Source organism: Candidatus Rokuibacteriota bacterium (assembly GCA_016188005.1).
Lineage (GTDB): Bacteria > Methylomirabilota > Methylomirabilia > Rokubacteriales > CSP1-6 > UBA12499.
In genome coordinates this window covers 23,321-35,538 of the sequence record JACPIQ010000076.1, presented here as the reverse complement: position 1 = coordinate 35,538, position 12,218 = coordinate 23,321, and the positions used below count along the sequence as shown (strand labels likewise).

The window sequence follows — 12,218 nt, the reverse complement described above, 5'->3', positions numbered from 1 at the left end:
GCGCTTGACGGTCTCCGCGCCGCGCATGGTCTATTGGCGCGGCGATTCCGGAGCGCGTCCGGCGCGATCGGCCGCGGGAACGAGCACTCGGCCCGTGAGGCGGAGGGCGGCGACGGGGAGCAGACGCGAGCGGCGGTGGCGGCGCTCCAGGCACGGGAAGCACGCGGCTCAGCGCTGATCGGCGATGGCTCGTCTCCGCGCCGGCACGGTCGCTGGCCAGCGCGTCCGTAGCATCGCGGCCACGCGTCGAATCGAGGGCGCGGCGGTGCAGGTGCTGGTGCCACGCCAAGATGTCATCGGGGAACGGTCACGGAAGAATGTCGTCTCCGATGGGGCCGGCGCCCGCGCCGCTCTGGCACGCGGATTCACGCCTTGCGGATCGCGGCGTCGAGCATCTCCGCGGCGCGCGCCAGCTGCTCGGGCGTCGTCGTGAACGGCGGGACGAAGCGGAGGACGTTGCGATGCGGGCCGCGGACCGAGAAGAGGAGGCCCGTGCGCACGCACTCCTGGAAGACCTTCGTCGTCTCGCGGGTCGCCGGTACCCGGGTCTCCCGGTCGCGGACGAGCTCGACGCCCTGCAGGAGACCGCGGCCGCGGATGTCGCCGATGACCTCGTGCTGCTTCTGAAGCTCGCCCATCAGCGACTGCCATTGCTGGCCGATGTGGCGCGCCTTCTCCGGCAGGTTCTCGGCCACGATCTCCTCGATGCTCGCGACCGCAGCCGCGCACGCCAACGGGTCTCCAGAATGCGAGTGGCCGAAGATCATCCCTCCCGCGGCCGCGCGGTCCTCGATCGCCGCCGTGGTCACGACGGCGCTCACCGCGATGCCACCACCCAGGTGCTTCGAGAGCGTCATGATATCCGGTATCACGCCTGCCTCCTGGTAGGCGAACATCGTCCCCAGCTTGCCGAGCCCAGTCTGCGCCTCATCGAGGATGAGGAGCGCGCCGCGCTTGTCGCACTCGCGCCGTAGGGCGCCGAGAAAGCCGGGCGGGAGATCGATGACACCGCCCGCGCTGACGAGCGGTTCGACGATGATGCCGGCTAGCTCGCCGCCGCACTGACGATCGAGGACCTCGAGACCGACGGTGAGCGACGTCATGCAGCAACCGCCGTCGGCCGGTCGCTGGCGGCACCGGTAACAGTACGGCGTCGGAAAGGCGTAGATGCCGGGCAAGACGGGGCCGTAGCCCGGCGCGGTCGCGCAGAAGCTCATCGCCCGCGTCACGTCGCTGTAGCCGTGGAAGGCCAGGTGGAAGGCGCCGATGGCGGTCCTGCCGGTGTAACGCCGGGCGAGGAGGATGGCACCCTCGGTCGAGTCCGCCCCCGACTGGATGAACATCGACTTGGCGAGCGGCCGGTCGACGAGGTCCGCGAGACGTTTCGCGAGCTCGATCTGCGGCACGTTGTAGAAGACGGAGCTGGCGTGGGTCAGCGTGGTCGCCGCCTGCTGGATGGCCTTCACGACGCGCGGGTTGTTGTGGCCGAGGGCCGAGCACATTTGGCCCGAGTTGAAGTCAAGATACTCCTTGCCGGCCGTGTCCACGATGACGCTGCCCTGCGCGCGGGCGAAGATGGGCCCTTCCCACGGCGGGACGACATCGATGAGAAGGCCCGTGCGGATGAGATGGTCCTGCGCCCACTGGCGAAGCTGTCGGTCGTCCATCGCGATCCCCTCTGGGGCTTATCCCTTCGCTTTCCAGCGCAGCGCCCACGCCTCGATGCGGGTCACGACCTCGTTGAGCACGGCGGCCACGAGCATGAGAACGAGGAGCGCCGTGAAGACACGGGTGGTGTCGAACATCTGGGCGGCGTACGTCAGCCGGTAGCCGATGCCCTTGCTCGATGCCATCAGCTCGCCGACGACGGCGCCGATCAGCGCGTAGGGCACGGCGATGCGGAATCCGGTCAGGATCCAGGAGCCGGCCGATGGCAGGATCACCTGCCGGAAGATCTCCTGGTTGGTGGCACCCATCACGCGGAGCACGTTGAGCAGGTTCGGATTCACCTCGCGCACGCCGGAATAGGTGTTGAAGAACACGAGGAAGGCGACGATGACAGCTACGAGAATGACCTTCGACAGCAGGTCGATCCCGAACCACAGGATGAACAGGGGCGCCAGGGCGACCTTCGGCAGGCTGTAGAGGGCGATGATGAACGGGTTGAGGACGTCGGCGAGCACCCGACGGCGCCCGAGCACGAGGCCGAGGAAGACCCCGACGCCGCCGCCGACGACGAGTCCGATGGCCATCTCCTCGAGCGTCGCGGCGAGGTGAACGACGATCTCGCCCGTCCGCACCTGCACGATCAGGTCCTTGATGATGAGCGAGGGCTTACTCATCCAGAAGAGATCGACCCACCGCCCGCCGATGGCCTCCCAGAGTCCGAGGATCACGGTGGCGAGCACGAGCCGGGCCGCCCAGAGTCGCGGCGCGGGGGCGTCCTCGTCGCCCGAGCTCTCGGCCAGCGGGGCGGACACGGGACGCGCCTCAGCCGCCTCGCGCTCGATGATCGCCTCGTCGCGGCTCGGCGTCACACGTCCTCCCCTTTCCGCACTTCCGCCTTGAGCGCGTCCCACAGCTCCCGGTGGAGCCGCCCAAAGTGCTCGGTGAAGCGCACCTGGAAGGCGTCCCGTGGCCGCGGCAGGTCGACCTCGCGGATCAGCTTCACCCGGCCGGGGCGCCCCGTCAGCACGACCACGCGGTCCGCGAGGATCAGCGCCTCGGACAGGTCGTGGGTGACGAAGACAACGGTCTTCCTTGTGGCCTCCCAGATGCGAAGGAGCTCGTCCTGAAGGACGAGCTTCAGCTGGGCGTCGAGCGCGCCGAAGGGCTCGTCCATGAGCAGCGTCTCGGGATCGTAGACGAGCGCCCGGGCCAGGGCGACTCGCTTGCGCATCCCGCCGCTCAGCTCCGCCGGGTAGTAGTGCTCGAAGCCCGTGAGGTTCATCTTGTCGAGATAAGCGCGCACCCGGCGGCTGCGCTCACCCGGCGGCATCCTCCGGATGCGGAGCCCGAGCGCGACCCCGACGTTGCCCGCGGCCGTCTTCCATGGCAGGAGGTTGTCGTCCTGCGTGACGTAGCCGACACCCGTGTTCACGGTCTGGACGGGCGCACCGCGATACAGTACCTGCCCCGTCACTGCGCCGCCGAGCCCGGCGATCAGGTTCAGGAGCGTGGACTTCCCGCATCCGCTGGGCCCGACAATGGCGATGAACTCGCCGGGCGCGACGGAGAAGCTGACGTCCGCCAGCGCGGCCAGGGCCCGCCCCTTCGTCACGAACGTCTTCGCCACGCCGCGAAGCTCGATGACGGGAGGCGCCGCGGCCACGACCGCCGGGGACGAGAGGCTCACGGGTCCCCGGGACTCGCGGCGAGGCCGTAGATGTCGCGCGCCGCCGACTCGGAGATCAGCCCGTTCCGGAGATCCGCCTCGACCGCGCCGCGGTCGCGCTTCCGGGGATCGCCGAATCCGCCGCCGCCCGGCGTCTCCATCGTCAGCACGTCGCCGGGCTGGAGCCGCATCTTCGCCTTCGGGTCCGCATTCACCGCCCCGTTGATCAGCACCCGGCCCGTCGCGCCCGGCTGCCCGCCGTGGAGGCCCTCCGCCGGCCGGCGCGTGCGGTCACAGCGGAGGGCGGCCGTGACCGGCTGCGCGGCGGTGACGCGGATGGCCACTACCTGGCCGAGTCCGCCGCGGTACTCCCCGGCCCCCGCGGAGTCCTGGCGCAGCGCCTTGCATTCGACCAGAAGCGGCGCCGCCGCTTCGGTGATCTCGACGGGCGTGTTGGGCACGTTGCTCGGGAACGGCAGACAGGACACGCCGTCGCGCGAGACCGAGGCCCCGAGGCCACCGTTCGCCGAATGGAGGTGCGTGAAGCGTTCCCCCCGGTGCGTGCCCGCCCACATGGGTCCCCAGATCGGACACCCCCCGCTCTCGCCCATCACACGGTCGGGCAGCACAGCGGCGAGCGCCTTGAAGATCGGCGCGTGCAGGAAATGGCCGGACATCGTGCGGCCGTTCACGGGCGCCGGGAAGCGCGGGTTCAGCACCGAGCCGAGCGGGGCGGTGACGGAGATGGGACGGAAGCTCCCCTCGTTGTTCGGCGTATGCGGCGCCAGCAGGCACTTGAGGGTGTAGGCCGTGTATGCGTAGGTGAAGTTGGGCACGCTGTTGAGCCCGCGCTCGGTCTGGGGCGACGTCCCCGTGTAGTCGACCATCAACTTCGCCCCCTCGACCGCGACGGTGGCCACGAGGCGGAGCGGGGCGTCGAAGCCGTCCGTCTCGACCGACCCCTGGTAGCGCCCGTTGGGGATCTTCCGAATCTCCCGGCGCATCTCCGCCTCGGCGAGCTGCTGGATGTGCGCCGCGAGCGGCCCGAAGTCGGCCAAGCGATACTCGCGGACCAGCCGTACCAGCCCATCGCTCATCGCGCGCAGGGCCGCGAGCTGCGCCCGCATGTCGCCGAGCACACGGTCGGGGACGTTGACGTTGTTGCGGATGAAGTCGATCACGACCGGGTTCTCGCGCCCGCGCTCCACGATCTTGCAGATCGGGATTCGCAACCCCTCCTCGAACACGGAACGCGACTCCGCCGAGTACTGGTTGCCCCCAACGTCCGGCCAGTGGGCGCCCGCGCCGGCGAAGCCGACGAGGCGGCGGCCCATGAAGATTGGCGCGGCCAGGTTGACGTCGGGAAGATGGCCATTGCACATCCACGGGTCGTTCGAGATCAGCACGTCGCCGGGCGAGAGCGACGCGGGCGGGAAGCGACGCAGGAAATGCTTCACGGAGATGGGCAGCGTGCAGATGAACGAGGGCACGCTCACGCTCGCCTGCGCCACGGCATCGCCGCGCGCGTCCATCAACACGCAAGCGTAGTCGTTCGCTTCGCGCACCGCGGTCGAGAACGAGCTGCGCACGAGGTTGATCGACGCCTCGTCCACGAGCGCGATGAGCCGCTGCCAGAGGATCTCGGTCGTGATCGGATCGAAGCGGCGGCCCATCGCTACGCCTCCTCCAGGTCCATGACGAGGTTCTGCTGCGGATCGATCCGGAACGTGCATCGCGATCCAACGACCACGGTCGACTCGCGCTCCTCCAGGATGGCGGGGCCGCGCAGCGCGCGTCCGGCGGGCATCAGGTAGCGGTCGTAGACGGGCGCCTCCACGAACTTCCGCCCCTGGGGCAGGTACACGCGGCGCTTGCCCTTGAGCGGTGGCGTCGCGCTCGCCGGCGCCGCGCGCCGTGTCCGGAGGGAGAGGGCCGGGGCGCACGCCCACACGCGCCAGTTCACCCCCTCCACCGGGACGTCCGAGTAGCGGCGTCCGTACCGTTCGGCATGCGCCTTTTCGAACGAGGCCCGCAGGCGCCCCGTGACCGCCGCCGAGAGGCGCCCCGCCGGCGTGGGGACCGAAAGGTCGTACCCCTGGAAGGCGTACCGGACGTCGACGGTACGGTCGAAGCGCACGGCCTGCCGGGGCACGCCCGCCTCGCCAAGCATCGCGAGCCCTTCCGCTTCCATCTGCTCGAAGAGCCGGTTGACCCGCGCCCAGTCGGCCGTCGCCAAGTCCGTCTGGTAGGAACGGACGAGGTCCATCGCGGGAGGCGCGACGAGCGCGCCGAAGGCGGCGGTGGCACCGGCACCAAGCGGGCAGATCACGCGCCGGATTCCGAGCCGGCGGGCCAGCTCGGAGGCGTGGAGCGGGCCGGCGCCGCCGAACGCGAACAGGGAGAAGAGCCGGGGATCCCGCCCCTGCTCCGCCAGGTGCATCCGGATCGCGGCGGCCATCTTCTCGTTGATGACGTCGTAGATGCCGGCCGCCGTGTCGACGGGGCTCATGCCGAGCTTCTCGGCGAGCGCGTCAATGGTCTTCTCGGCTGCCTTCCGATCGAGCGCCATCGAGCCGCCGAGGAAATAGTCGGCGTTCAGGTATCCGAGGACGACCAACGCGTCCGTCACCGTCGGCTCCGTGCCCCCCCGGCCGTAGCACGCGGGCCCCGGCGCCGCGCCCGCGCTCTCCGGCCCGACCTTCAGGAGTCCCAGCGGATCCCTCCGGGCGATGCTCCCCCCGCCCGCGCCGATCTCCGTCAGCTCGATGGCGGAGGTGCGAAGTGGGTACCCGCTGCCGCGCTTGAAGCGGTGCACGCGCGCCACCTCGAACTCGCGCGTCCGCTCGATCTGGCCGTCTTCCACCAGCGAGATCTTCGCCGTCGTACCGCCCATGTCGAAGGCGAGCAGGTTGTCCGTCCGCAGCTGCCGGCTGTAGAAGGCCGCCGCCAGCGTCCCGGCCGCCGGTCCGGACTCGAGCATCTTCACCGGCGTCGCGCCGGCGACGGCGGGCGCGGCGATGCCGCCGTTCGAGAGCATGATGAACAGCCGTTCCTTGAAGCGCTCCTGCCGGAGCGTCCGTTCGAGCTGCTCCAGGTAGCCCCTGACGAGCGGCTTGATGTAGGCGTCGACCACCGTGGTGGCGAACCGCTCGTATTCGCGGATCTCCGGGGCCACTTCGGACGACAGACTCAGCGACAGGTCGGGATGCCGGGCGGCGATCGCCTTCGCCGCGTCCGCCTCGTGGGCGCCGTTGGCGTAGGAGTGCAGGAACCCGATCGCGACCGAGGTCACGCCGTCAGCGAGCAGCCCGGCCGCCGCCGCTTCCACCGCGGCGCCGTCGAGCGGCCGGAGCACCGAGCCGTCCCCTGCGAGGCGCTCGTCGACCTCCATGCGGCGCGCGCGGGGCACGAGGGGCGGCGGGAAGGCGATGGCGAGGTCATAGAGATCGTAACGGATCTCCCGGCCGATCTCGATGACGTCCCGAAAGCCACGCGTGGTAATGAGGCCCGTGCAGGCCCCCTTCCCCTCGATGACCGCGTTCGTGGCGACGGTGGTCGCGTGGATCACGCGCCCGATCGCGGCTGGCGCCATGCCCCCGGCGACGAGCTTGCGGAAGCCGTCGAGCGCGCCGCGCTCGATCGCCTCCGGGGTGGTGAGCACCTTTTCCACCCGCATCTCGCATGATGCGGGGTCCAGCAGGACGAGGTCCGTGAACGTCCCTCCGATGTCGATGCCGAGCAACAGCCGCTTTGCCTTGGCCACCGAGGATCCCCCGTGGAAGAGCGTGAACGGACTACGGCGCCGACGCCTTGAGCACGAACGTCGTGTCGAGCAGGGCGCGCGGGTCGAGCCGCTGATCGGCCGTCAAGGTGCCGACCGCCCGGTGGAACCCGATGGTCTTGATCACGCCCGCCTCCGTTGGCACCCCCGCCGGGTAGTAGGCATCCTTGAGCGTGCCCATCGCGGTGATGAAGTCCTCCTTGTCCTTGAGGTCGGGGAGGGCGTTCGCGATGTCGGCTGGCGAGTGCTCCTGGATCCACCGGTGGGCGCGGACGATCGCGTTGACCACCTTCTGGATCGTCGCCGGCCGGTCGCGGATCGTCTCCGCCCGCGCCAGCATCCCGGTGTGGACGAACTCCGGGCCACCCATCACGGCCTCGGCGGCTTTCACGGGGCGCAGGTCGAGCAGCGGGAACGCCACGCCCTCGCGGATCAAGCGCGTGACGAACGGCTCGAAGTTCATGCCCGCGTCGATCTGGCCCTGCTTCATCGCCGCGATGAATGCGGGGCCCGGCACGGAGACGAGCCGGACGTCCCTTTCGCCGAGCCCGGCCCGGTCGAGGACGTACCGCAGCATCAGGTGCGCGCTCGCCCCCACCACCGAGATGCCGACGGCGCGGCCTTTGAGGTCGCGGACGGACTTGATCTGGTCGCGGTGCTTGTTCAGGACGAGCAGCGCCATCGCCGGCGTCCGCTGGAACGCCACGATCATCTTCAGCTGCTGGCCCTGGGCGGCCGCCTTGATTGCATGATCGAGCGAGTTGCAGCTGACGTCGACGCTCTTGGCCAGGAGCGCCTTCGCGGCGTCGGAGCCGACCAGGTTGATCATCTCGACGGTCAGCCCTTCCTTGCGGAAGAATCCCTGAGAGTCGGCCACGCTGGCTGGCAGGTAGTACAGCGGCAGGGCGGCCGGGCAGCCGATCCTGATCGACTCCGCACGAGTAACGCCGGCGGCCGTGACCAGCAACAGCGCGGCAAGCGTTGCGATCCCAAGCGAGCGTCTCATCTGCGTCCTCCTCATCAGTGGCAGTCCTTGGCGGTGAGGGTGTTCCTGGCAACGAGCCCGTCCTTCGCGACGACGATCTCGCCGCCGCGAACGACCGCGCGTACGGTGTGCGGATCGGCCAGGGAACGGATGTCGGCCAGCACGTCCCCGCGGGCGACGATGAGATCGGCCTGCTTGCCCGGCGCGAGGGTGCCGAGCCGATCGTCGAGGCCGAGCAGCCGCGCGGCGCCGGCCGTGGCGCAGTGGAGCGCCGCCAGCGGAGGCAGCCCGAGGTCCACCATCAACGCGAGCTCGGCAAGGTTCTCGCCGTGGGTGTTGCCGGTGGATCCCGAGTCAGTTCCGTAACCGATGCGCACGCCCGCCCGCAGTGCACGCCGGAAGCTTTCGGCGTGATGGCCCTGGGCGATCCGATGACGTTCGACGATGTGCGCCGGGCAGCCCGCATCGACGGTCTTCAGCGGCGACGGCGCGGTCGCGCGCAACGTCGGCGTGTACCACGCGCCGCGCTCGGCGATGATCCCGCAGGCCTCGTCGTCGAGGAAGATCCCGTGGTCGATCGAGTCGACCCCCGCCCGCGCCGCCCGCCTGGCCCCTTCCGCGCCGTGCGCATGCGCGGGCGTTCGCCGGCCCGCCTTGCGCGCCTCGGCCACGCCCGCCGCAAGCTCGTCCTCCTCCATCTGCGAGGCGCGCATCCCCACGTCCGGCGACACCTCCGTGAGCCCGCCCGTCGCCATCAGCTTGATCGCGTCGGCCCCGCCCTTCACGAGGCTCCGCACGCCCTGCCGCACGGCCGCCGGCCCGTCGGCCTCGAGCCCCGGGATCCACCACCCGTGACCACCCGTGATGCAGACGGGGCGGCCGCACGCCACCACCCGAGGCCCCGTCGCGAGCCCGCGCGCGATCGCGTCGCGCACAGCGAACACGACCTCACCGTCACCCCCCGCATCCCGGAGCGTCGTGACGCCCGCGGAGAGAGCGGCCGCCGCATTCCGGAGGGCGCGGATGGTCGCCCACGGGCGCGTGTCCGCGCGCGCCTGCTGCACGTTGTTCGGGCCGCCGTCGAGCGTCAGGTGGGCGTGGCAGTCGATGATCCCGGGCAGCACCGTGTGTCCTTCGAGATCGATCACTCGATCTTCTGGACGGCCCCGATAGGCCAGCGCGTCGGCGATTTCCGAGATGGTCTCGCCGTCGACGACGACCACGCCGCGCTCCCATCGCGTGCCGTCACCGGTGATCACCTGCCCCCCAAGCAGAACGAGCCGCATCGGCTCAGCCGAGAAGGACGGGGGAATCCGGCCGCGTGCGCGCGCGGCGGAGGGCCTTGAAGGCGCCGGCCGCGCTCTCTTCGGCGATCTTGAAAGCCAGGCGCCCCTTGCCAGCCCGGATCGCCTCCAAGATCGCCCGATGCTCGCGAATGGACTTCGCCACGCGCCCGTCGCCCGCCATCGCCGCGAACCGGTAGCGGCTCGCCTGCTTGCCGAGGCTGTCGGTCAGCCGCTGCAGCTTCTGGTTCCGAGCCGCCCGGCCGATCAGATCGTGAAAGACGAGATTGAGGTCGAAATAGCCGTGGAGGTCCGTCGCGGTGCCGAGTCGCTCCATCTTCCTGAGTGTCTGCTCGAGGCGTCTCAGGTCGGCCGGGGACATCCTGCGGGCCGCGAGCCTCGCGGCCAGCCCCTGCAGCGTCCCGAGAATCACGAATATCTCCTCGGCCTCTTCGAGCGAAAGGTCGGCGACGCGCACGCCCTTGGCCGGCGGCTTGATAACGAGCCGGTCGGATTCGAGGAGCCGCAGCGCCTCGCGCACCGGCGCTCGGCTCGTCTGGAAGCGCTGCGCGAGCTCCGTCTCCACCAGCCGCTCGCGCGGCCGGAGCCGCCCGGCCACGATGTCTTCTTCCAGGACGCGCGCGATGTCGGTCGCACCTCTGCGCACCAGTCTCCCCTCGACGGTCTCCGGCCGTCGGCACGCTCGATTGTCGACAATCTTGAAGACTGTGAAGTCTACACCTGTGCGATGTCAAGCCGAAATTAGACGGGTGCGGCGGCGCCGCGCAGCGGTGCCGCGGCGCGCATCCGCCCGCCACGAGGGTCTGCGGACGACGCGGGGGCCGGCTGTCGCTCGGCTGTCCCGCGTGCACCGCCGCCAACCCGCCGCGGAATCGCGTCTGCAACCCGCGCGGCAGCTACACCCCGCGCCACCCAGCCGAGGAGATCCTCACGTCGCACGATGCGCTGGAGGGCGAGCGCAGGCAGGTCACGGCGCTCTTCGCCGACGTGCAGGGCTCGAGGGGCGCCTGCGCTACGGGAGGCCGACGGTCTCCCGGAAGCGGCGCAGCGTCTCGACGTGATCGGCCGGCGTCGCCAGCCCCATCCCGGAGGTGTGGATGCAGAGGTGGCTGATCCCGCGCATCGCGCGCCATCCCTCCAGCTCCTTGCGCCAGTCCGCCGGCGGGATCTGGGGCAGCGTCATGCGGCCCTCGATCCCGAACGCCTTCGGGTCGCGGCCGGCGTCGCGGATCATGCCGTGGAGCCGATCGACGGTGGCCTGCGCCGGCGCGCCGGGCCGGAAGTGGGGCATCCATCCGTCGGCGATACGGGCCATCCGCTGCCGGACGACCTCGCTCTCGCCGCCCATCCACACCGGGATCGGTCGCTGCACCGGGAGCGGGTTGAGGCCGGCGTCGGAGATCCGATGGCGCTTCCCCGCGAACGTCACCAGCTCCCGCGTCCAGAGCGCACGCATCACCTCGACCTGCTCCTCGATCCGCCGGCCCCGGGTCGAGAAATCCTCGCCGAGCGCCTCGAACTCGACCGGGTTCCAGCCGACGGCAACCCCGAGCCGCAGCCGCCCCCCCGAGAGTACGTCGACGGCCGCGGCCTGCTTGGCGACCAGCGCGGTCTGCCGCTGCGGCAGGATGATGATGCCCGTCACCAGCTCGACCCGGCGCGTGGCGGCGGCCAGGAATCCGAAGAGCACGAAGGGCTCGTGGAAACCGTGGCGATACGTGTAGGGCCCCTTCCACCCGCCCGGGCGATCTGGATTGACGCCCAGCACGTGGTCGAAGACCAGGATATGCGTGAAGCCCATCTCCTCGACGGCCTCCGCATACGCCTTGATGGCGGCCGGGTCGTTCCCGATCTCGGTCTGCGGCAGCACGACGCCGATCTTCATGTAGCCCTCCTCCCGGAGCGTTGACTCGCGGTGCGCACATCCAAGTCCTCCAAGCGAAGCGAGCTGGCCACTTCCTCGTGCGAGAGTGATGCGGTCATTCCGCGCCCAGCACGTTCCTGACGCCGATCAGGCGGTCAATGACCAGCACCAGTGCAGCGACGACGAGGATCAGCACGGCGCTGGCCGAGGTCAGGATCGGGCTGGTCTCCTGGCTGCTGTAGCTGAACATGAGCACCGGCAGGGTCGTCGTCTGCGGGCTCGAGAGGAACAGCGCCACGTTCACGTCATCGAAGGACACGATGAAGGCGAACATGGCTCCAGCGATGACGCCGGGGGCGATGATCGGAAGGGTGATGCGCCGGAAGGTCTGCAGCGGGCTGGCCCCAAGGTTCCGGGCGGCACGCTCGAGGCTCCGGTCGAAGCCGGCCAGGCTCGCGGCGGCCAGCCGGACAGTGTAGGGCGTCGTGATGATCACGTGGCCGAGAACGAGCGTGAGCGGCGTGGCCGCGACCCCCGCGCGGGCATAGAACTGGAGAACGGCGACGGCGATGACGATGCCCGGCAGCATGAGCGGCGAGAGGAACAGGGCGTTCAGGAGATCGCGGCCGAGGAATCGGTAACGGACGAGGCCCAGGGCCGCCAGCACCCCGAGGACCGTGGAGACGACGCTGACTGCCGCCGCGACCGTGAGGCTGACCATCAGCGCATCGACGAACTCGTGGCGCCGGCCGATCTCCGCGTACCAGCGGAGGCTGAGACCCACGGGGGGGAAGCTGACGTATCCGGCCGAGGTCAGCGAGGCTACCAGGACGAGGACAATGGGCGCGAGCAGGAATGCGTAGACTGCCCCGTTGAACAGCGAGAGAAGGGAAGGCAGCGCCCGGCGCCGTCGACCACCCCCGCCGTGGCCGGCGGCCGCCGGAGCCCGG

The 12,218-nt window shown here is 70.3% G+C and carries 9 protein-coding genes and 1 pseudogene; all 10 read right to left on the bottom strand.

Annotation, left to right across the window (positions count from 1 at the left end; translation table 11 throughout):
- Positions 1-365 precede the first annotated feature (365 nt).
- The 10 genes and pseudogenes from HYV93_15415 to HYV93_15370 all read right to left on the bottom strand — a co-directional run bounded on the left by HYV93_15415 (position 366) and on the right by HYV93_15370 (position 12,166).
- Positions 366-1,667, bottom strand: coding sequence for an aspartate aminotransferase family protein (locus HYV93_15415; protein MBI2527361.1), 1,302 nt, complete (start codon positions 1,665-1,667; stop codon positions 366-368).
- A gap of 18 nt (positions 1,668-1,685) precedes the next feature.
- The gene (locus tag HYV93_15410) at positions 1,686-2,537 is read right to left on the bottom strand and encodes an ABC transporter permease (protein MBI2527360.1); all 852 of its coding nucleotides are present in this window, start codon (positions 2,535-2,537) and stop codon (positions 1,686-1,688) included.
- The gene (locus tag HYV93_15405; protein MBI2527359.1) at positions 2,534-3,331 is read right to left on the bottom strand and encodes an ABC transporter ATP-binding protein; all 798 of its coding nucleotides are present in this window, start codon (positions 3,329-3,331) and stop codon (positions 2,534-2,536) included. The genes HYV93_15410 and HYV93_15405 overlap by 4 nt, the downstream gene beginning before the upstream one ends.
- A 20-nt stretch (positions 3,332-3,351) precedes the next feature.
- Entirely contained in the window at positions 3,352-5,007 is a 1,656-nt protein-coding gene (locus tag HYV93_15400) for a hydantoinase B/oxoprolinase family protein (GenBank protein ID MBI2527358.1), read from the bottom strand.
- Positions 5,008-5,009: 2 nt separating this feature from the next.
- Positions 5,010-7,085 (bottom strand): annotated as a pseudogene (locus tag HYV93_15395) (hydantoinase/oxoprolinase family protein).
- 43 nt (positions 7,086-7,128) lie between these two features.
- The gene (locus HYV93_15390) at positions 7,129-8,121 is read right to left on the bottom strand and encodes an ABC transporter substrate-binding protein (protein ID MBI2527357.1); all 993 of its coding nucleotides are present in this window, start codon (positions 8,119-8,121) and stop codon (positions 7,129-7,131) included.
- Between the two features lie 14 nt (positions 8,122-8,135).
- Positions 8,136-9,386 (bottom strand): amidohydrolase family protein, encoded by a 1,251-nt coding sequence (locus HYV93_15385; protein ID MBI2527356.1) that lies wholly within the window; start codon positions 9,384-9,386, stop codon positions 8,136-8,138.
- 4 nt (positions 9,387-9,390) lie between these two features.
- Positions 9,391-10,050 carry a GntR family transcriptional regulator gene (locus HYV93_15380; GenBank protein MBI2527355.1) on the bottom strand — a complete coding sequence of 220 codons (660 nt, stop codon included), beginning with the start codon at positions 10,048-10,050 and terminating at the stop codon, positions 9,391-9,393.
- A gap of 366 nt (positions 10,051-10,416) precedes the next feature.
- Positions 10,417-11,289 (bottom strand): LLM class F420-dependent oxidoreductase, encoded by an 873-nt coding sequence (locus HYV93_15375; protein MBI2527354.1) that lies wholly within the window; start codon positions 11,287-11,289, stop codon positions 10,417-10,419.
- Positions 11,290-11,383: 94 nt separating this feature from the next.
- Positions 11,384-12,166: an ABC transporter permease gene (locus HYV93_15370; GenBank protein ID MBI2527353.1), complete on the bottom strand. Its 783-nt coding sequence runs from the start codon at positions 12,164-12,166 to the stop codon at positions 11,384-11,386.
- Positions 12,167-12,218 lie beyond the last annotated feature (52 nt).

Excerpts from the sequence above, each read along its gene's own strand:
- HYV93_15415 (MBI2527361.1), bottom strand. The coding sequence starts at position 1,667 with ATGGACGACCGACAGCTTCGCCAGTGGGCGCAGGACCATCTCATCCGC.
- HYV93_15400 (MBI2527358.1), bottom strand. The coding sequence starts at position 5,007 with ATGGGCCGCCGCTTCGATCCGATCACGACCGAGATCCTCTGGCAGCGG.
- HYV93_15390 (MBI2527357.1), bottom strand. The coding sequence starts at position 8,121 with ATGAGACGCTCGCTTGGGATCGCAACGCTTGCCGCGCTGTTGCTGGTC.
- HYV93_15385 (MBI2527356.1), bottom strand. The coding sequence starts at position 9,386 with ATGCGGCTCGTTCTGCTTGGGGGGCAGGTGATCACCGGTGACGGCACG.
- HYV93_15375 (MBI2527354.1), bottom strand. The coding sequence starts at position 11,289 with ATGAAGATCGGCGTCGTGCTGCCGCAGACCGAGATCGGGAACGACCCG.